Consider the following 18126-nt stretch of genomic DNA (forward strand, 5'->3'; position numbering starts at 1 on the left):
GAAGACGCTTTATGACATCGGGTGCTGCGAGCAGGCCAATGTGCCAGCAAAACGCCGATGCCGTTGCTTATCAGGCTATTCCATGCCTCGACGCATCGCTTGACTCAGATCAGGGTCTGCCATTGCAGTCAGAATGCGAACAGCCGCGTGCCCATGGCGGGCGACGGCGGCACGGGCGGAAACACATCCCACTCGCCGTTGCCGTGCCGGAAGAACACGATGCTCAACTGCCCCGTGGGCACCCGCCCTTCCAGGCGGACAAAACGCACGCCGGCGATGCCGAAACGTCCTGTTTCCGTCACGCGTGCCGGGACAGACCTCGTCGGCGCGAGCCATTTGTCGACGAGCGCTCTCAGGGAAATGGCGTGGCTGTTCATCTCGCCCTCCTCAATCTGTCCGTGGCCGCCACCGAAACTGATGTACAGGTGGTTAGCTACAGTATCGAGGGTGCCCTCGTCGATTGAAATCAGAGGGACTTTAAACGAACGTAGTAATTGCTTTCGAGCAATAGGAAAATTCCTAATCCAGGCGGCCTGTTTGCTGAGTCTGGGAGTGGCCCGGGCGCCCGGAAGACATTGGCTTCGGCGGAGCCGGGATCAGTCGCTCCGCTTCTCCAGCCACGCCCTGAAACCCGCCTCCACCGAAATGACCGATTTTGCGCACGTCGAATACAGCAGCCCGGCGTTGCCGTCGCTGTCGTACATGCCGCGGCACATCGCCTTCAGCCGGATGGCAGCGCCGCCTTCGCCGTCCGGGTCTTTCGACGCGGCCAGATAGACGAAGCCGAACGCATGGGGAAACGCCGTCTGAATCACGGCATCGTCGGCCTGCACGATGCGCGTCGCGGAGTGCCCTGCAATGTACGTTCTTGTGCGAGTCCATGCGTCATCGCAGGCGGCTGCCGTTGCGCAGACGATGCTCGCTTGCTGGCGAGCCCTGAAGAGCTCGACCTCCTCAGCGCGAAACAGCGTTTCGTGCGACGCCGTTGCACACGCTGCAAGCCATGCCGATCCGACAAGAGCAATGCACAGCCCGATATTCATCCGTGCCATGATGCCCCCTGCGCGCCCGATTGCATTGGCGTCCGCGCCGCTGTCGTCGCGAGTTCGACGATCTCGGAAGTAATCTCGTCCTGACGCACGATGCGCGACTCTCGCACCAGCGTTTCGAGTTTTGCCGCCACGTGATCGCTGGCAGCGAGCATCGCGTTCATGCGCGCCAGGTTTTCGGCGGCAAAGGAGAGCATGAGGCTCTCGCATAGCTGCACATAGACATAGCGTTCTGCGAGTCCCGTCAGCAGCCTGTCGAAAGGCAGCGTCAGCACAGGCGGCGGCCGTGTCGAAGCCAGCTTGAACCGTTCGAAATCGAAGGGTACGAGCCGTCTCGTCACGATGTTGTCGTGGGCCCCCGACACGGGTACGGCATGCATCAACCATACCGCCGAGACGGCATGGTCGCCGAAACGTGCGAACACGGCGTCGCTGATCGCGCCGGCGGTTCTTGCCACGTCGTTCGCGTGGCTCGCCATCGGCGCGGACCACACGCAGGACATCCCGCGTTCGTCGGCGAGCAACATGCCTCGCGTGCCGACGACAAAAAGCTCGGCTTGCGTATGCGACAGGAAATCCTCCACCCGTTCCCAAAGCCGCTCGTTGAATCCGCCCACGAACCCTTGCTCGGTGCACAGCACGATCAGGATCTGTGCGCGCTCTGGTCGCGGTCCAGGCTCGCGCGCCGACTGCGCCGGCGCGGCCGCCAGCACCATGGCGATCGCTTCGCCCACCGTCACGGCGACGGAGCGGATGCCTGCCAGCCGTTCCTGCGCTTCGCGCTCCCGCGCCGCTGCCATACCGCGCATCGCGCCGATGACGGCATCCAGCTGATGTGCCGCAGCGATCCGGCTGTCGATTTCGCTCAGTTTGCTGGTCATCGCGGCGCTCCCTTCGGTGTCGCATCGGCGACAAGTTCGTCGCGGGCGCGGCCGATAATGTCGCGCAACACGTCCGACAGGCGCTGACGCTGCGCAGCATCGAGCGAACCACGCAACCCGCCAGCATCGCCCGCAAGTGCCTGCGCGATATCCAGCGCCTTGAGCTTTTGCCTTGTTCGCGCAAGTGCATCGAGCGGCGCGCCGTCGAACAGGCCATCAGCGAGCGCTACCAGCAAGGCAATCTGATCGACCGTGCGCAACGCGGCGAAGCGCGGTTGCGCAAAAAGCGCACGTATCCGTCTGCCACGCTCGATCTGTGCCGTCACCCGGGCGTCCGCCAGTCCGCCAAAGCGGCTGAACACTTCCAGCTCGAGGAACTGCGCATACTCCAGCCGCAAGCGGCCCGCCACGTCGCGAAGCGCGGGATGCTGCGCCTTCCCGCCGACACGGCTGACGCTGAGGCCCACATCGACAGCCGGCCGCTGGTTCGCGGCGAACAGACCGGCGTCGAGCACGACCTGGCCATCGGTAATCGAAATCAGGTTAGTGGGAATATAGGCCGACAGATTGCCCGCCTCGGTCTCGGCAATCGGCAGCGCAGTCAGCGAGCCGCCGCCCAACTCCGCCGACAGTTTCGCCGCACGTTCGAGCAGACGCGCATGCAGGTAGAAGATATCGCCCGGATATGCCTCACGGCCGGGTGGCTCGCGCGTCAGCAACGCGAGTTCGCGATGCGTTGCCGCATGTTTGGTCAGGTCGTCGATGACAATCAGCGCATGCTGCCCGCGGTCGCGAAAATACTCGGCGATCGAGAAACCCGCGAACGGCGCGATCCACTGCAAGCCTGGCGGCGACGCCGCCGACGCAACCACGACGATGCAGCGTTCCGGCGCACCGTACTGCCGGATTGCATCGACGACACGCTGCACGGCCGTCGAGCGTTGACCGACTGCGACATACACGCAGATCACGTCGCCATGCTTCTGGTTCACGATGGCATCGACTGCGAGCGACGTCTTGCCCGTCGCACGGTCCCCGATGATCAGTTCCCGTTGACCGCGCCCGACGGCGAACAATGCGTCGACGATGAGCACGCCGGTTTCCAGCGGCTCGCTGACGAAATCGCGGGCGACAATCGCGGGCGCCGGGCGTTCGATGGGCAAGCGCCCCTCTGCCTGGATCAGGCCGCCGCCGTCCAGCGGTCTGCCAAGCGGATCCACCACTCGGCCGAGCAGCGATTCGCCAACAGGCACATCGAGCACGGTGCCTCTGCGGGTCACACGCATACCGGCTTTCACGCCGCCGCTGCTGTCGAGCAAGACCACGCTCGGCACGCCGACGTCGAGGGCATGCACATATCCGGCGACGCCGCATTCGATATCGACGAGTTCGTCGAGCGCGACATCGGGCAAACCCGACACGAAGGCGATGCCGTCGGCAATCTGCTCCACGCGGCCAATGCCCGTCGCGCGCGCTTCGAGTTCGATGGCTGCGAGTGTGTGACGTTTCGATGTCAGCCAGGTGTCGTCCGTGTCGTTACGTGCGTCCATCGTCGCCCTGTAGTCCCGATCGAATCTGTTCGAGCTGGTCTCGCCAGCTATTGCGCACGACGGCATGCGTGCCGGCCAGTTCGAGGCCCGCGATCAGCGCTGGCTCGATCTGCGTGCGCAGCGCAATTGGCCGCCCAAGCACGGCGGCGAGCGCAGCTTCGCAGGCGGCTTGCTCGTCGCCCGTCAACGCGCGCGGCACGATCAACTGCAACGCGCCGCCCGCCGACATGTCGTCCCGCGCAGCGGGCGACAGCCTGAGTACACCGTCTGCGAGGCCGTCGACGAACGGCATCACGCGCAGCGCATCCGGCACGCGCTCGAGAAGCTTGCCCGCGATATCGACCGCCAGGTGCACCGCACGCACCGACGCCGCCTCGTCATGGGCCTGCCGCTCCTGCCCGATCTCCGCAGCGGCCTGCTCGCGCAGCCGGGCAGCGTCTTCCTGTGCCGCTGCGACCAGCACGGCGCGCTGCTTCGACGCGTCGTCGCTAGCCTGCGCCATGGCGTCGGCCCGGTGTGCGGCAAGCCCGGCATGCTCGGCCGTCATCGCGGCTTGCTCTTGCTGAGCTGCGAGCCGCGCGGCCTCCGCGTCGCGCAGCATCGACACAGCTTGCGCCTGGCGCTCGGCGATGATCCGCGCGATGGGCCGAAACAGAAAGCGCCCGAGCAGCCAGACCAGCACCAGCACATTGACGGTCTGCAAGAGGAGCGTCGACCAGTCGATCTTCATCTTCGCGCTACTTCACAAAGGGATTGGCGAACAGCAGCAGCAACGCGATCACAAGGCAGTAAATCGCCATCGTTTCGATCATCGCGAGTCCGACGAACAGCGTGCGCGACACCGTGCCCGCTGCATCCGGCTGCCGCGCGATGGCATCCATCGCGGCCGCCACTGCGCGGCCCTCCGCGAGTGCCGGGCCGATTGCGCCGAACGACACAGCCAGCGCGGCAGCGGCGATGCTGACGATTTCAATCAGGTTCATGTCTGTCCCTTTTGCTTGTTGTGAACGGGAAGATGCGCTTCGCCAACCGCGGCGCCGATAAAGACCATCGCAAGCACGGCGAAGATGTAGGCCTGCACGGCGCCCGTCAGCAGGTCCAGCGCCATCAGGGGAATCGGAACGAGCATCCCGGCAAGCGACAGCACGATGCCCACGACGAACACGCCGCTCATCACATTGCCGAACAGACGCACCACGAGCGAGAAAGTCCGCGTGATCTGCTCGACTACATTGAGGGGAATCATCACCCACGTGGGCTCGGCGAACGTTGCCAGGTAGCCGCGCATGCCGCGCGTGCGCACGCCATGCACGATGGTGGCGAAGAACACGACCAGCGCGAGCGCAGCATCGGTTTCCAGATGGGCAGTCGGCGGCTCGATACCAGGTACGAGCGATGACCAGTTCGCCACCAGCACGAACACGAACAGCGTGCCGACCAGCGAGCGATAAGGCGCGGGTCCCGTTTGCATCGTGTCGCGAATCTGCGCATCGATCGTCTCGACCAGCAGTTCGAGCGCCGTCTGCGTGCGGGAAGGTTCGAGCGATAGCCTGCGTGTAAGCAGCGCCGACACGACGGCCAGGCTCGCGATGATCGCCCACGTCACGATCACGGGCGCCGTGATCGCGATGGGGCCGGCGTGTATCAGCGGCTCGGTTGTCAATGGCGAGTGCATCATGCTTCGACCCGGTGAAGCGCAAGCGCAACGCTGCGGGTCCAGATGAAACCCGCTGCTCCGCCCAACAGCGCGAACGCGCCCGCTTTCGCCAACGCGAAAAAAAGAGCCGCCGATACGGCGAGACGCGCGACCTGGATCGCCAGTGCGAAGCGGGTGCGCCCCGTTGCAAAACATGCTGCGTTCCAGCGCAACGAAGCGAAGTGGACACCTCCCGCCAGCAACCCGACCGCCAGTCCGATTGCGGCAAGCGCCAGCGCGCCATGCAGACCGCCAAAAACAGTATCAGTCACGCTTCCTCCCTTGCTGTCGGTGCATCCACTTCCATGCGGACCACAGTCCGAGCGCGGCGCCGATCATCAGCAACGGCGCCGAAAAAAACACCTTCGTTCCTGCCATTCGGTCGAGCCAGCGGCCCAATGCGAGACAGGCGAGTGTCGGCAAGACAATCGTCCAGCCAAGAATCCCGATCTGTCCAAGCCGTGCGGCAAGCGAGGGTTCCGGTTCATCCCGCGCGAGCACATCGCGCTGCGCGGCGCGGCGCGCAGCATTTGCCATGCCGTCCTTTTGACCGGCATCGTCCGGAGGTTGCCCGGTCATTCGAACTCTCCCCGTGTTTTCTGCGGACTCAGGTAGCGCAACATCTGCCGCACGGCCTGTGCATGAATGCGTGTCTGCTCGACCCGGGCGCGGCGGATCGCATCGAGACGGTTCGCGCGCGCCCGATGCACTTGCGCTTCGAGCCCCGCCAGCGAGTCTCCCGGTTCCGCTTCACGGCAAGCCAGAGAAACCGTCGTTCCATTCGATACGATCAGAACGCCGCCATCCACCGCGCAAAACTGTTCATTGCCGTCGGGTGTCGTCCAGCGCACCACTGACGCGCTCAACAATGTCACCATGTCCGCGTGCCCCACCCGGATGCCGAAAGCGCCGCTCTCGTCTTCCGCACGCAACGAACGGATAGCGAGCGTGTCGACCACCACTTCGCTGGGCGTCGCGATGGTCAGTGTCAGCGTGGTGAGCGGCACGTTCACTTTCTCCCGTCAGGCCGCGGCGCGCACGTCCGCGTCTTGCCGGCTGCGCATCTCTCGCTCGCGCGCCTCGTCGAGCGTACCGACCATGTACAACGAACGCTCTTGCCAGTCGTCGCATTCGCCGTCGAGAATCGCCTTGCATCCGGCGAGCGTGTCGGCCAGTGCGACGGACCGGCCGGGCTGCCCCGAGAACGCCTCCGTGACCGCGAAGGGCTGCGTCAGAAAGCGTTGCAGGCGGCGCGCGCGTTGTACGAGCTGACGGTCCTCGGCGCCGAGTTCCTCGATGCCGAGGAGCGCGATCACATCCTGCAATTCGCGCTGACGTTCGATGACGCGCCGCACGGCATTGGCAATAGCGGCATGGTCATCGCCCACGACGAGCGCATCGAGCAGGATCGACGTCGAGGCGACGGGATCGACCGCAGGGTACATGCCTTCCGCCGCAAGCGAGCGCGACAGAACCACCATGCTGTCGACGTGCGACGAAATCGTCGTCACGGCCGGGTCGGTGAAATCGTCGGCGGGAACGTAGACGGCTTCGATGGCCGTCACGGCCGCTTCGCCCACCGACGCGATGCGCTCCTGAAGCGCCGCGACCTCGCTCGCGAGCGTGGGCTGATAACCCACCCGCGACGGCATGCGCCCGAGCAGCCCCGATACTTCGGCACCCGCCTGCACGAAGCGGAATACGTTGTCCATCAGCAGCAAGACGTTCTGTTTGCGCTCGTCGCGGAAGTACTCCGCGACGGTCAATGCGGTGAGCGGCACCCGCCAGCGGGCGCCCGGCGGCTCATTCATTTGCCCATAGACGAGCACCGCGCGCGGCAACACGCCCGAGCTGCGCATGTCCGAGAGCATCTCGTGGCCTTCCCGCGAACGCTCGCCTACGCCCGCGAAAACCGAGATGCCGCCGTGCTGCTCGGCCATCGCGTGAATCAGTTCCATCACGAGCACGGTCTTTCCCACGCCCGCGCCGCCGAACATGGCTGCCTTGCCGCCGTGCGCGAGCGGCGTCAGCAGATCGATGATCTTGATGCCCGTCGAAAAAAGCCGGGTGGCGCCCCGCTGGACGGACAACGCGGGCGGCGGCCGGTGGATGGCGCGGCGCTCGACACCGTCCGGCAGCGGACCTTGCGAATCGCACAGTGAGCCAGCCACATCCAGAAGCCGGCCAAGCACGCACGTGCCGACGGGAACCTCGATCGCGCGGCCCGTCGCATGCGCCGGCATGCCACGCGCAATGCCCGCCGTCGCCTGCAAGGCAAGTGCCCGCACGACGGTATCGCTGACGTGCGCCTGTACTTCGACGAGCACCTGCCGGCCGGCTGCCACCGATACGAACATGGCCGTATCGACGGCGGGTAGCGTTTGCCCGGTGAAATCGACATCGATGACGGCGCCGCGCACCGCGATCACCCGCCCGGCCGCCGGGGCTGTGCCGGCCTGCCCGTCGTTTTCACCATGCTGGATCGACACGTTTTCCGCTCCATAGCGAATTCATGAACCCCTTCAAGATAACGGCCCGCTGCGTGTCAAAACTGATCCTGATCAACGACAGCCCGATTCTCTCGAATGCCGCCGGAAAAGCTTTCTAATCGTGAACCGGTTGACAGGGATCAATGGCCGGGGCGTGAACCGTTCTACGCTCGACAGGACTGATCTCCAATGAGCGATGCGCGATGACGAAGTCCCTTCTGTTCATTCCTCTCCTGTTCGCTTTCTGTGTGCTTGCGGGCTGCGGCACAGATCGCCCGCATGTACGCAATGACGAAGCGCAGGCGGCATTCTCCGAGGTTCTCGATCTGTATAACGACCGTCTTTCACTGGCCGACGAAGCGACAGCGCTGGCACGCCCCTACCTGCCAACGGGTTCGTCCGTACTCGCGGATATCGCCAGTGCCCGCTCGAGTGTCGCCGCGCTGCATGCGACGCCGGAATTCGTCGAGGCGCCAGCGTTATTCGCGCGCTTCGATGTTGCACAACGTCAGTTGACGGACGCGATGTCGCAATTGATGGTCGCGTGCGAATCCGTGCACAGGCTGAGCGTGACGCCGCGCTTTCGTCAGCTTCAGGCACGCCTCGCGACGTCGGCGGGACGCATCGCGGCTGCGCGCGATGGCTACGACAGTGCTGCGCGGCGCTACAACGCTTCGCTGCATGACTTTCCATTTAGCCTCGCGCAAGCCATTCATGCCGATGCCGGGAAGCCAACCTTCTCGGTGCGCGACGGTTCGCCCGTGCACCGCCGGCCCCGCACGGACTTCGGCGCACTACGCGGTTCGCTGCGTGTCTAGCGCGGTCGCGCGCACGACGCCTCTCTGTGCGGCGTGCCATCTGCTGTCACTGCTGTGGATCCCTGCCGCAGCGGTATTCTTTTGAAGGAGCAAAACATGACGCGTCACATGAAGGCCGCCGTCGTTCATCAGTTCGGTGCGCCGCTGAGTATCGAGGAAGTCCCTGTTCCCGAGGTCGGGCCGGGCCAGATTCTGGTCAATATCAAGGCGTCGGGCGTCTGTCATACCGATCTGCATGCAGCCGACGGAGACTGGCCCGTCAAGCCGTCCTTGCCCTTCATTCCGGGCCATGAAGGCGTGGGCTATGTCGCGGCCGTCGGCAGCGGCGTGAGGAACGTGAAGGAAGGCGACCGGGTGGGCGTGCCGTGGCTCTATACGGCCTGCGGCTACTGCGAGCATTGCCTGAGCGGCTGGGAAACGCTTTGTCACGACCAGCAAAACACCGGCTACTCGGTCAACGGCGGATATGCGGAATATGTGCTCGCCGATCCGAACTACGTCGGACACCTGCCCGACAACGTCGCATTCGACGAAATCGCTCCCATTCTCTGCGCCGGTGTCACCGTCTATAAAGGCATTCGCGTGACAGACACGCGTCCTGGCCAGTGGCTGGCCATTTCAGGCATTGGCGGCCTGGGTCACGTCGCCGTGCAGTATGCGATCGCGATGGGCCTGCACGTCGTCGCCGTCGACATCTCGGAAGAAAAGCTGGCGCTCGCACGCAAACTGGGCGCGAAGCTCACGATCAATGCGAACACGACGGACCCCGCGGCCACGATCCAGAAGGAAATCGGCGGAGCCCATGGCGTGCTGGTAACAGCCGTATCGCGCAGCGCATTTGCACAGGCACTCGGCATGGTACGGCGTGGCGGAACGGTTGCGTTGAACGGCCTGCCGCCCGGCGACTTTCCGTTGCCGATCTTCTCAACCGTGCTCAATGGCATCACGGTGCGTGGTTCGATCGTCGGCACGCGTCGCGATTTGCAGGAGTCGCTGGATTTTGCTGCACAGGGCAGTGTCCGTGCGCATATCCATCGCGACCGCCTTGAAAACATCAACAAGGTGTTCGGGCAATTGCGTGAGGGAACTGTCGATGGGCGCGTCGTGATGGCGCTCGACTAGCTTGCGAGGACAGGCGTCGTGAACGATTCAGCGACGCCTGTCCCTGTCCGATACGGATGGACGCGCCGTGCTCACTCTTCACACGCCCCATTCTGCTTCCAGCCGGGTGGCCAGCTTGTGCCTGATTTTCCGCGCGAAGCTCTGACGCAGCTCGCCATCGATCCGCTGATGCACGTCGTGCGTGGTAATTGCACATGTTGCGACAGGCGTCTGATGCGCCGTACCCGCGAGTTGCTCCAGCGCAGGCTTTGCCCCGCTGCCGCCGAGACAGCAGAACAGCGCGAGGCTCCGGATCTGTGCGCCATGCTCGGCGAGCCATGCCAACGCAGGTGCCGAAGCATGGCTGGCCCATACGGGAGAACCCATCACGACCAGTTCGTAGCCCGATGGATCGTGCAACGCGGGCATGATCCTGACCCGACGCCGGCACAGCGCGTCGATCAGTGAACGCAGATAGCCGCGCGCGCCCGCGCGCGACGCGTTCCCGCCCTGCTCACAGATGGGTTCGATATCGGCGCCAAGTTCCGCCGCCAGCATCTCCGCGATTCGACGCGTCGTGCCGGTGCGTGAGAAATACACCACAAGTATCGTGCTGCGAGGTTCGGACACGTCGGTCTCCATGGGTCGTGGCGGCGATCTGGCGATAACGGCGACGCCGGATTCATTCCATGTGCATCCCGCCGTTGATGGCGAGATTGGCGCCCGTCATGAACGCCGCTTCATCGGAGCAGAGAAACGCCACGAGTGCTGCGACCTCTTCTGGACGTCCGAGCCGCCCAACAGGTATCTGCGGCAGAATCTTCGTTTCCATGACGTCGTGGGGGACGGCCTGAACCATCGCTGTTGCCAGATACCCCGGCGACACCGTATTCACCGTGATACCGCGCTTCGCGACTTCCAGCGCCAACGACTTCGTGAAACCATGCACCCCCGACTTCGCAGCCGAATAATTGGCTTGTCCGAAGGCACCACGTGAACCGTTCACCGAACCGACATTGACAATACGTCCATAGCCACGCTCGACCATGCCTGGCAGAAACTGCTTGGACATGTTGAACAGTCCATCGAGATCGGTGCGCAGCACTACATCCCAATCAGCCTTGCTCATACGGGCAAACGTCGCGTCGCGTGTGATGCCGGCATTGTTGATGAGGATATCGACCTTCTTCAACTCATCGAGTACGCGTTTTGCGCAACGCTCGCACGAATCGTAATCGGTGACATCGGCTTCATACGCGTGAAAGTTACGGCCCAGATCACGCTCTTTCATCAACCACGTCGCAACGTGGTCATTTCGCATCGAGTAAGACATGGCCACTGTGATGCCGGCATCGTACAGCGCCCTGCTGATCGCTGTCCCAAGCCCGCCCATGCCGCCCGTGATGAACGCCACACGTGCTGTTTCCATGTCAGACTCCCGTGCCCGTTGCCTGATGGACAGGCGATTGAGTTGCATGCTCCTCGGGCGACGGTGCAGCGCCATGAACGATCGCGTCCTGACATGCCCGCAACCACGCACTAAAGCTGCCGATGGGCGCCTCGATGCCGGGCAGTTTCTGCAGCGGGGAAAAGCAGAACGCACGCCATGCGCCGGACCCAGAGGTAAGCGCCTCAACGAATTCCGCCTGACGCCTCGCCATCTGCATGCATGCATCGCCCCATATCGAGAAACTTTCGTTCGTGTATTGCCGTGTCGCTGACTGGATCGCACTGATCAGACCGTACCCGTCGCCCGAACGTGACAGCGCCGTTTCGACACGGCGCAGGGCATCGCGATCGCGCGCAAATATCCGGCCGGCCAACGTGTTGAGATCGCGACACCAGTCTTCGGCAACCTCGGTCACGTGTAAGGGCGCTGCCAGTTCCGCGCGGCACAATTCGAGCGGCGCAACAGCATCGGATTCTCGCTTCATGATCAATGCTCCACAGTCGGTGAATGGCAAAAGCTCCTCTCCCTAATCTAGCTGCGCATCACCGGAATAGATTGACCTGCATCAAGCCGACTTCCCGGATCCCGAGCCTTGATCTGCATCAACCGCCGCGGCGGATCGCCTCATAGACTCAATTGCACCGCGGGTGTGCGCCCGCTTCTCCGTATCGACACCTGGAGCCTTGGCGATGAGCTACCCAAGCATTCTCGTTCACCTGGACACGGGCACGCATGCGCAGTCCCGTCTCGAACTGGCGTTGCAGTTCGCGCATCGCTTCCACGCAAAACTCACGGGCGTCCTGTGCACCTTTACACCAGATCCGCATGCGCTCTTCGTCATGGCTGGCACCGTCGGTTACTACGTCGAGCACGAGCGGCAACGGGAAGACCGCTGCGCGACGCTCCAGCATCACTTTCACGCAGCGCTCACGCGTAACCAGATTGAGGGACGGTGGATCGCGACAACCGGCTATGCGAACGATGTCATGCCGCCATACGCGCGCCTTGCCGACCTGGTCGTCGCAGGCCAGACCGATCTGGACGATCCCGAGTCGTTCGTCGCCGAGCAGTTCATCGAGAATCTGGTGATGGCAGCGGGGCGTCCCGTGCTGGTGGTGCCGTCGAGCGGCTCTTTCACGGAATGCGGCAAGCACATTCTCATCGCATGGGACGGAAGCCGCGAAGCGACACGTGCGGTTCACGATGCGCTGCCTTTTCTGTCGCACGCCAGGAAAGTGACGCTGATTACCGTCAACGCGGAACGGGACGCGCCGGATTGCCCGCGCATTCCCGGGGCCGATATCGCGGTGACGCTGGCACGTCATGGCGTGAAAGTCGAGGTCCGCGAAGTCGCCGCCGAACGTGACACGCCAGTCGGAGACGTCCTGCTCTCTCAGGCCTCCGACCTTGACTGCGACATGATCGTAATGGGCGCGTACGCGCACACGCGTTTGCGGGAACTGGTGATGGGCGGCGCGACGCGCACGCTCCTCCGGTCGATGACAGTCCCCGTTCTGTTCTCGCACTAACCTTGGGAGAGGTGCCATGTATAGCCGCATACTCGTTGCACTCGACGGTAGCGACACGGCGTCGCGCGCGCTCGATACAGCATTGAAGCTCGCTGTGGAACATGGGGCGCAGTTGTTGCCGCTGTACGTGATCGACGTGCCCGTGATCGCCTACGACGCACCCGGCTTCGATCCATCCATCATCCGGGACGCCTTCGAAGAAGAAGGCAAGCGCATCTCATCGGATGCCAGGGCTCGCCTTGAAAAGCGCGGCGTGACGGGCACGCCGCAAGTCGTCGAGGTCACGCCGCCCGGCGAGGACGTCGCGCATCGCATCAACGCGATGGCCGCGCAATGGCATGCCGATCTGATCGTCATGGGCACGCATGGCCGGCGTGGCTTCCGGCGTCTCGTGCTGGGAAGCGTCGCGGAACGCGTGCTACGAAGCGCAGCCTGCCCCGTGCTGATGATTCCGGCACGTGCCGCCGATCTTCCCGCCGGTTCCGCTGCTGCAACGTCCAATGAAAAGGCATTGACATGAGCTACAAAACGCTGCTCGTCCATATCGACGATAGTCGCCACACCCCGATCCGGATGGCGCTGGCGCTCGATCTTGGGCGGCGCTGGGATGCTCACCTGATCGGGCTGTACGCCGTGTCCACCGACACATTCAGGCGATCGTTCCCGCAGGACGATCGTGCGTCGTTCGCCGCGTTCGAAGCACAGCTGGCCGAGCGCCAGCAGAGCGCGCACGACGCCTTCCTCGCCGCTGCGGAGCGTTCCGGCCACCGCAGCATCGAATGGCGAGCGCCACGTGGCCCTGCCCTGGAGGTGGCCACCCTGCATGCTCGCCATGCAGATCTGCTGATACTCGGTCAGGACGATCCACGGGATGCAGCGTCGTACGTTGCCCCAAAGTTCGTCGGCAGTCTGGTCCTCGACGCGGGCCGTCCGGCGCTCGTGATTCCTCATGCCGGCACCGTGAACTCGCCGGGAGAAAATATCCTGGTCGCCTGGGACGGCAGCCGCGAAGCGGCGCGCGCCGTAGCGGACGCGCTTCCGTTACTCAAGGCGGCGCGTTACGTGTCGGTCGACATCGTACAACGAGCCGAAGCGCATTCGGAGGCACCCGTCGGAATCGATGTCGCAGCGTGGCTGGACAGCCACGGCGTCAACGCGTCGTTTTCGCTGACTCCGCCCCGTCCCGCCACAAGAACGGGCGCATCGCTGCTCGCTCGCGCGTCGGATCTACACTTCGATCTGATCGTGATGGGCGCTTACGGGCATTCCCGTGCGCGTGAGCGGGTATTCGGCGGCGTCACGCAGACAATGCTCGGATCGATGACCATACCGGTGCTGATGTCCCATTGAAAGGGCGCCCGGCGTGGCGGTGACAACAACGTGCTCCGAAGGTCATCCGCCTCGCCGGCAAGTAGGCGTCCACGACAACACGCATTCAGACGGGCTACGCACCGCTCCCTCCGAAAGCGCAGGCCGCCCGAATTTACGGGAGATGGGTTGAATCGTGCCGCACGACGAGCACCGGCTTTTGCGTAGCACGCAAAACCGACTCGGCGACACTGCCGAGCAAAAGCCGCCGCGTGCCACGCCTTCCGTGCGTGCCAATCACGATGACGTCGGCGTCGCATTCATCAGCGGCCCGCGCCAAAACCGTGGAAACGTTTTCACCGTATGCGTCGATGGCCCGCACGGTTCCGCGCACGCCGGCTTCGCGCAACACCTGCTCTGCCCCTTCGAAGACCCTGCTGGCAATGCTCGCGGCGATACGCGTCTCAGGCTCGAGGCCATATGCGTTGTCGCCTTCCGCCGGCCACTTGCCTCTATCCACGACGGACAGCACCTCCACGACCCCATGCGACAGTTTGGCCAGCCGCACGGCTTCTCCTAGCGCGCGCTGCGCGCAAGCGCTGTCGTCGAGCGCGACGACGATTCGTTCATACATGGTCCACCTCCGTCCAATATGCCGCTGCCCGGAAAGGCGCGGATTGAAGGTAATTGACAGTGTGGTCCTGCTCGCTCCGTTGAACTTGACTCACGTCAACGGCTGCCCAAACCTCAAGTGCGCATGCCGAACATTCTGCGAACTCCCGACTGCGGCGGCTGACGCTGCGCGACGCCGCCGAACGCGTAAAATTGAATATGAGCCTGAGCGGTCTCGGGCTGAATGGCGGGTGTTTCAGGCTAATCGTCAGAACATATGTAAAACAGCACAGATACCCGCCACGCGGGGACCTGCATGAACGTCCGGGTTAGCAACTGTTCGCGATCGAGCAGTCCGTGCTAGCGGATGTCGTGCGAACTCGCGTTGCCAACGTGGCGTCATGAGGCATTTGCGCCGTATGCGAGGAACCGTCGATTCGACTGTTGCACTTACCAGCGTGTACGAACGGCACATGCCTCGCGGTGTCGCGCAGATCGAGACCGCGCAGAACACAGATTTTTCGATATTCGTGACGTTCCTACTGCTGTCCGTTCAACACGGAGAGATTCCGTCATGATCAAGGTTCTGCTTGCAGACGATCACACGCTCGTGCGTGATGGATTGCGCCATATTCTCCGGAGTGCAAGCGGGTTCGACATCGCTGGCGAGGCTTGGGACGCCGTGACGACCATTGCGTTAGTCCGGAACAATGATGCGAATGTGCTGGTTCTCGACCTGTCGATGCCTGGGCGCAACGGCATTGAACTCATCAAGCAGATCAAGGACGAGAAACCGTCGTTGCGCATCCTCGTGCTAACCATGCACGCGGAGCAGCAGTACGCCGTGCGAGCCTTTAAGGCCGGCGCGTCAGGCTACCTGACGAAGGAAAGCGCGAGCACCGAGCTCGTCGGCGCCGTCACAAAAGTCGCTTCGGGCGGCGTTTATATCAGTCTTTCGATGGCCGAACGCTTCGCCCAGAATCTGAACGAACCCGTGGACGCGTTGCCGCACCACAAGCTTTCCGACCGCGAGTTCGACATCTTCCGGCGCATCGTCGCCGGCCAGAGCATCACCGAGATTGCAAATGAGCTCTGCCTGAGCGTCAAGACCGTCAGCACCCACAAGACCCGCATCCTCGAGAAGATGGAGATGCCCAACGAAAACGCCCTCGTACGCTATGCAATACGCAACAAGCTCATCGACGACGAGGACGACCTCTGAAGATCGCACGCCCGTGCCAATCTGACTAGGATTTTTCCTACAGCACTGCCGGCATTCCTATCTCGTCTTAAAGCAACACCGATGTATTTTTGAGATACGTCCGCCGATACTGGTTCACATGGAGAAGGTCATGTCGGTACCACGACTGACATGCCAAGTGCGATTGCGTTACCTTTGCGCCGCGCTCGTCCTGAACACAACACCCAACTAACAACGATTGCTCGCAACAGCAGGGACACCTCTCCTGTGCGAGGTATCCGCGCACACCAAGGCGCTCCGTACAACTGCCTCGATCATTAACGCGTCACGCGCGCACAACTGAGCAAAGAGGAGACGATGATGCTTTCGCCGACTGCCCACATGCCCGATCGGTTTCCCGCGCGGCACACTAACGTCATTCCCATTCAACCGGCCACCAATGACACGGAGTCAAGGCAAGGCACAGTCCGCTGCTCCACGTGCTCGATGCGTTCAATCTGCATGCCGCCCGAATTGAGCGCTGAGGATCTGGCGAAACTGGATACCGTCATCTATTCGAGCCGCTCCGTCAAGCGTGGCGACACGCTGTATCGCGCCGGTGACGGATTTCAAAGCATCTACGCGATCCGGGTTGGATCCTTCAAAACCGTCGTGATGCATCGTGATGGTCGCGAGCACGTGACAGGCTTCCAGATCGCTGGCGAAGCGCTGGGTCTCGATGGCGTATGTGCAGGTCAGCACAACTGCGATGCAATCGCGCTCGAAGACAGCGTCGTCTGCATCATCCCGTTTGCCAAACTCGAAGTACTGTGCCGCGAGTTGCGGCCGATGCAGCATCATATCTATCAGATGATGAGCAGCGAAATCGTCCGCGAGTCTGGGCAAATGATGTTGCTTGGCACCATGTCCGCCGAACAGCGTTTAGCGGCGTTTCTCCTCAATCTCTCGAAGCGGTTCAAGAGGCGCGGTTTTTCAGCCGCTGAGTTCAATCTGCGCATGACGCGTGAAGAGATCGGCTGTTACCTTGGGATGAAGCTGGAAACCGTCAGCCGGATGTTCTCCAGGTTTCAGCGCGACCGTCTCGTCTGCGCGAACGGCAAGACGGTGAAGATCACGGACCCGGACGGGCTCGCAAGAGTTTGATTCGCCGATGCCCCAGATGCGCCTGACTTCTGCCAGGCGCCTTGTTGCCACGGCCCTGTCCTCGAATACCATTGCGGGGGAGTCCCTCACTCGGCACCCGTCTGCACACGCGTGCCGCCGCACCTGCGGGTTGACGCTTTTACGCTGCTCCCGCCTCGCCTCAATGCATCGCCAGAAGATTGACCTGCCTCAAATGTTCCCCAACGTTGCGTGCCACGATGAAGAGAAGTCCATCAAGGATCGAAAGGAAGAGTCCCATGAGCGCGCCCGTGTCCACCTCTGCCTGGCAGATCGACGAGCACCTGTTCGACGCCCTCGCGCCGATGAAGGAACAGATCCGCTTCGCACTGCAATATGCCGTGCTTGCACCCTCGAATCACAACGCGCAACCCTGGCGGTTCATCGTGGACGGGGACACCGTCCACCTCTGCGCCGACCGCACACGCGCGTTACCCGTCGTCGATCCTTTCGATCGCGAGATGCTGATCAGTTGTGGTGCGGCCTTATTCAATTTGCGCGTCGCGCTGAGCCATTTCGGACTCGCCTGGTCGATCAGGGTTTTCCCGTCCGACTTTGATCCCGATGTCGTCGCGCGTATCAAGGTCACCACTACAGGTCCCCACGACCCGTCCCTGGCGAATCTGTTCTGTGCCATAACGAAACGCGTGACAACCCGCTCGCCGTTTGCTAATGAACCCATCGCCGAATCCTTCAAAAACGGGATGATCGATGCCTGCGAGGCGGAAGGTGCCATTGCAATCTGCGTAGATGAAGAATCTTCCCGCCAGTCCATCGCGCAGTTGATCGCGGAAGCCGACCGCATGCAGTTTGCCGATCCACGCTTTCGCCGTGAACTCGCAAGCTGGATTCACCCGCGCCGGCACTCCGACGGCATGCCGGCGTATGGCGTGGCCGTGGGTAGCCTGCTCGATTTCGCACTACCGCTTCTGGCGTCAGTCGTTCGTGTATTCGACGTCGGTGCCGGGACGCCCGCCACCCATCAGCGGCTCGTCGAGGGCTCCCCGCTGCTCGTAGGCATTGCGACCATGCGAGACGACCGGGAGGCCTGGCTGGCTGCGGGGCAGGCGCTCCAACGTATGTTGCTGGTCGCCACGGCCAACGGGTTGACAGCGTCGTATCTGAATCAGCCCATTGAAGTCGCTACGCTGCGCGATCAACTCAGATCCCTGCTGAACGTCGACGCCGTGCCTCAGTTGTTGCTGCGCATCGGCCGTGGCCCAGATGCGGACCATTCGCCGCGGCGAGCTTTATCTGAAGTCGTAGATTGATGCGGGGAAA

Annotated in this window: 23 protein-coding genes; 8 read left to right on the top strand and 15 right to left on the bottom strand. The window is 62.9% G+C overall.

The features are described from left to right. Positions 1-128: 128 nt before the first annotated feature. From C2L66_RS23640 to atpD, 11 genes are all read right to left on the bottom strand, one after another. On the bottom strand, positions 129-377 hold the full coding sequence (locus C2L66_RS23640) for a hypothetical protein (protein WP_054935028.1): 249 nt from the start codon (positions 375-377) through the stop codon (positions 129-131). Between the two features lie 219 nt (positions 378-596). Then, complete coding sequence (locus C2L66_RS23645) at positions 597-1052, bottom strand: hypothetical protein (RefSeq protein ID WP_060606327.1); 456 nt, start codon at positions 1050-1052, stop codon at positions 597-599. Beyond that, a complete protein-coding gene (locus C2L66_RS23650) occupies positions 1040-1930 on the bottom strand; it encodes a F0F1 ATP synthase subunit gamma (protein ID WP_054935030.1) in 891 nt (296 codons plus the stop codon). Before C2L66_RS23650 ends, C2L66_RS23645 begins: the two co-directional genes overlap by 13 nt. Continuing rightward, complete coding sequence (locus tag C2L66_RS23655; RefSeq protein WP_060606323.1) at positions 1927-3480, bottom strand: F0F1 ATP synthase subunit alpha; 1554 nt, start codon at positions 3478-3480, stop codon at positions 1927-1929. Before C2L66_RS23655 ends, C2L66_RS23650 begins: the two co-directional genes overlap by 4 nt. After that, positions 3467-4210 (bottom strand): F0F1 ATP synthase subunit B family protein, encoded by a 744-nt coding sequence (locus tag C2L66_RS23660; protein WP_060606315.1) that lies wholly within the window; start codon positions 4208-4210, stop codon positions 3467-3469. The genes C2L66_RS23655 and C2L66_RS23660 overlap by 14 nt, the downstream gene beginning before the upstream one ends. 7 nt (positions 4211-4217) lie before the next feature. Then, positions 4218-4463, bottom strand: a complete 246-nt coding sequence (locus tag C2L66_RS23665) for a F0F1 ATP synthase subunit C (RefSeq protein WP_054935033.1) — start codon at positions 4461-4463, stop codon at positions 4218-4220. Next, positions 4460-5158 (bottom strand): F0F1 ATP synthase subunit A, encoded by a 699-nt coding sequence (locus C2L66_RS23670; RefSeq protein ID WP_060606312.1) that lies wholly within the window; start codon positions 5156-5158, stop codon positions 4460-4462. Before C2L66_RS23670 ends, C2L66_RS23665 begins: the two co-directional genes overlap by 4 nt. Beyond that, entirely contained in the window at positions 5155-5448 is a 294-nt protein-coding gene (locus C2L66_RS23675; protein WP_054935035.1) for an N-ATPase subunit AtpR, read from the bottom strand. Before C2L66_RS23675 ends, C2L66_RS23670 begins: the two co-directional genes overlap by 4 nt. Beyond that, positions 5441-5755, bottom strand: coding sequence for an AtpZ/AtpI family protein (locus tag C2L66_RS23680; protein ID WP_060606309.1), 315 nt, complete (start codon positions 5753-5755; stop codon positions 5441-5443). The genes C2L66_RS23675 and C2L66_RS23680 overlap by 8 nt, the downstream gene beginning before the upstream one ends. Then, the gene (locus tag C2L66_RS23685; protein ID WP_054935050.1) at positions 5752-6183 is read right to left on the bottom strand and encodes a F0F1 ATP synthase subunit epsilon; all 432 of its coding nucleotides are present in this window, start codon (positions 6181-6183) and stop codon (positions 5752-5754) included. Before C2L66_RS23685 ends, C2L66_RS23680 begins: the two co-directional genes overlap by 4 nt. Before the next feature lie 15 nt (positions 6184-6198). Beyond that, on the bottom strand, positions 6199-7665 hold the full coding sequence (gene atpD / locus C2L66_RS23690; RefSeq protein ID WP_060606307.1) for a F0F1 ATP synthase subunit beta: 1467 nt from the start codon (positions 7663-7665) through the stop codon (positions 6199-6201). 203 nt (positions 7666-7868) lie between these two features. On the opposite strand from atpD, the gene C2L66_RS23695 reads away from it, so the two are divergent. Next, complete coding sequence (locus C2L66_RS23695) at positions 7869-8483, top strand: LemA family protein (protein ID WP_060606304.1); 615 nt, start codon at positions 7869-7871, stop codon at positions 8481-8483. Between the two features lie 96 nt (positions 8484-8579). Next, positions 8580-9605, top strand: coding sequence for an alcohol dehydrogenase AdhP (gene adhP, locus C2L66_RS23700; protein ID WP_054935039.1), 1026 nt, complete (start codon positions 8580-8582; stop codon positions 9603-9605). Positions 9606-9683: 78 nt separating this feature from the next. Here adhP and C2L66_RS23705 read toward each other — a convergent pair whose 3' ends face one another. Genes C2L66_RS23705 through C2L66_RS23715 form a run of 3 tightly spaced genes read right to left on the bottom strand, consistent with a single transcriptional unit; the run spans position 9684 to position 11518 of the window. Beyond that, the gene (locus C2L66_RS23705; RefSeq protein ID WP_060607264.1) at positions 9684-10214 is read right to left on the bottom strand and encodes a flavodoxin family protein; all 531 of its coding nucleotides are present in this window, start codon (positions 10212-10214) and stop codon (positions 9684-9686) included. A gap of 52 nt (positions 10215-10266) precedes the next feature. Next, positions 10267-11013 (bottom strand): beta-ketoacyl-ACP reductase, encoded by a 747-nt coding sequence (locus tag C2L66_RS23710; protein ID WP_060606296.1) that lies wholly within the window; start codon positions 11011-11013, stop codon positions 10267-10269. Between the two features lies 1 nt (position 11014). Further along, a complete protein-coding gene (locus C2L66_RS23715; protein ID WP_054935041.1) occupies positions 11015-11518 on the bottom strand; it encodes a hypothetical protein in 504 nt (167 codons plus the stop codon). Positions 11519-11723: 205 nt separating this feature from the next. Here C2L66_RS23715 and C2L66_RS23720 point away from each other — a divergent pair, with 205 nt between their 5' ends. The 3 genes from C2L66_RS23720 to C2L66_RS23730 are packed head-to-tail and all read left to right on the top strand — an operon-like array spanning position 11724 to position 13913. Further along, on the top strand, positions 11724-12563 hold the full coding sequence (locus tag C2L66_RS23720; RefSeq protein WP_060606293.1) for a universal stress protein: 840 nt from the start codon (positions 11724-11726) through the stop codon (positions 12561-12563). A gap of 16 nt (positions 12564-12579) precedes the next feature. After that, entirely contained in the window at positions 12580-13083 is a 504-nt protein-coding gene (locus tag C2L66_RS23725) for a universal stress protein (RefSeq protein WP_060606291.1), read from the top strand. Next, positions 13080-13913 carry a universal stress protein gene (locus tag C2L66_RS23730; RefSeq protein WP_060606289.1) on the top strand — a complete coding sequence of 278 codons (834 nt, stop codon included), beginning with the start codon at positions 13080-13082 and terminating at the stop codon, positions 13911-13913. The genes C2L66_RS23725 and C2L66_RS23730 overlap by 4 nt, the downstream gene beginning before the upstream one ends. 133 nt (positions 13914-14046) lie before the next feature. Here C2L66_RS23730 and C2L66_RS23735 read toward each other — a convergent pair whose 3' ends face one another. Continuing rightward, the gene (locus tag C2L66_RS23735; RefSeq protein ID WP_060606286.1) at positions 14047-14505 is read right to left on the bottom strand and encodes a universal stress protein; all 459 of its coding nucleotides are present in this window, start codon (positions 14503-14505) and stop codon (positions 14047-14049) included. A 552-nt stretch (positions 14506-15057) separates the two neighbouring features. Here C2L66_RS23735 and C2L66_RS23740 point away from each other — a divergent pair. From C2L66_RS23740 to C2L66_RS23750, 3 genes are all read left to right on the top strand, one after another. Beyond that, the gene (locus C2L66_RS23740) at positions 15058-15705 is read left to right on the top strand and encodes a response regulator (RefSeq protein WP_054935053.1); all 648 of its coding nucleotides are present in this window, start codon (positions 15058-15060) and stop codon (positions 15703-15705) included. Positions 15706-16065: 360 nt separating this feature from the next. Beyond that, positions 16066-16827, top strand: a complete 762-nt coding sequence (fnr, locus tag C2L66_RS23745; RefSeq protein ID WP_409372640.1) for a fumarate/nitrate reduction transcriptional regulator Fnr — start codon at positions 16066-16068, stop codon at positions 16825-16827. A 257-nt stretch (positions 16828-17084) separates the two neighbouring features. Further along, on the top strand, positions 17085-18116 hold the full coding sequence (locus tag C2L66_RS23750; protein WP_060606283.1) for an Acg family FMN-binding oxidoreductase: 1032 nt from the start codon (positions 17085-17087) through the stop codon (positions 18114-18116). Positions 18117-18126: the final 10 nt, after the last annotated feature.

Source organism: Paraburkholderia caribensis, assembly GCF_002902945.1.
Taxonomy (GTDB): domain Bacteria; phylum Pseudomonadota; class Gammaproteobacteria; order Burkholderiales; family Burkholderiaceae; genus Paraburkholderia; species Paraburkholderia caribensis.

What these genes read in the sequence shown, in the direction of transcription:
- C2L66_RS23730 (WP_060606289.1), top strand. Translation starts at nt 13,080, where the DNA reads ATGAGCTACAAAACGCTGCTCGTCCATATCGACGATAGTCGCCACACC.
- C2L66_RS23695 (WP_060606304.1), top strand. Translation starts at nt 7,869, where the DNA reads ATGACGAAGTCCCTTCTGTTCATTCCTCTCCTGTTCGCTTTCTGTGTG.
- C2L66_RS23750 (WP_060606283.1), top strand. Translation starts at nt 17,085, where the DNA reads ATGAGCGCGCCCGTGTCCACCTCTGCCTGGCAGATCGACGAGCACCTG.
- C2L66_RS23660 (WP_060606315.1), bottom strand. Translation starts at nt 4,210, where the DNA reads ATGAAGATCGACTGGTCGACGCTCCTCTTGCAGACCGTCAATGTGCTG.
- C2L66_RS23715 (WP_054935041.1), bottom strand. Translation starts at nt 11,518, where the DNA reads ATGAAGCGAGAATCCGATGCTGTTGCGCCGCTCGAATTGTGCCGCGCG.
- C2L66_RS23650 (WP_054935030.1), bottom strand. Translation starts at nt 1,930, where the DNA reads ATGACCAGCAAACTGAGCGAAATCGACAGCCGGATCGCTGCGGCACAT.
- C2L66_RS23710 (WP_060606296.1), bottom strand. Translation starts at nt 11,013, where the DNA reads ATGGAAACAGCACGTGTGGCGTTCATCACGGGCGGCATGGGCGGGCTT.
- C2L66_RS23640 (WP_054935028.1), bottom strand. Translation starts at nt 377, where the DNA reads ATGAACAGCCACGCCATTTCCCTGAGAGCGCTCGTCGACAAATGGCTC.
- C2L66_RS23680 (WP_060606309.1), bottom strand. Translation starts at nt 5,755, where the DNA reads ATGACCGGGCAACCTCCGGACGATGCCGGTCAAAAGGACGGCATGGCA.
- C2L66_RS23665 (WP_054935033.1), bottom strand. Translation starts at nt 4,463, where the DNA reads ATGAACCTGATTGAAATCGTCAGCATCGCCGCTGCCGCGCTGGCTGTG.
- C2L66_RS23645 (WP_060606327.1), bottom strand. Translation starts at nt 1,052, where the DNA reads ATGGCACGGATGAATATCGGGCTGTGCATTGCTCTTGTCGGATCGGCA.
- adhP (WP_054935039.1), top strand. Translation starts at nt 8,580, where the DNA reads ATGACGCGTCACATGAAGGCCGCCGTCGTTCATCAGTTCGGTGCGCCG.
- C2L66_RS23735 (WP_060606286.1), bottom strand. Translation starts at nt 14,505, where the DNA reads ATGTATGAACGAATCGTCGTCGCGCTCGACGACAGCGCTTGCGCGCAG.
- C2L66_RS23725 (WP_060606291.1), top strand. Translation starts at nt 12,580, where the DNA reads ATGTATAGCCGCATACTCGTTGCACTCGACGGTAGCGACACGGCGTCG.
- C2L66_RS23740 (WP_054935053.1), top strand. Translation starts at nt 15,058, where the DNA reads ATGATCAAGGTTCTGCTTGCAGACGATCACACGCTCGTGCGTGATGGA.
- C2L66_RS23670 (WP_060606312.1), bottom strand. Translation starts at nt 5,158, where the DNA reads ATGATGCACTCGCCATTGACAACCGAGCCGCTGATACACGCCGGCCCC.
- C2L66_RS23655 (WP_060606323.1), bottom strand. Translation starts at nt 3,480, where the DNA reads ATGGACGCACGTAACGACACGGACGACACCTGGCTGACATCGAAACGT.
- fnr (WP_409372640.1), top strand. Translation starts at nt 16,066, where the DNA reads ATGCCCGATCGGTTTCCCGCGCGGCACACTAACGTCATTCCCATTCAA.
- C2L66_RS23720 (WP_060606293.1), top strand. Translation starts at nt 11,724, where the DNA reads ATGAGCTACCCAAGCATTCTCGTTCACCTGGACACGGGCACGCATGCG.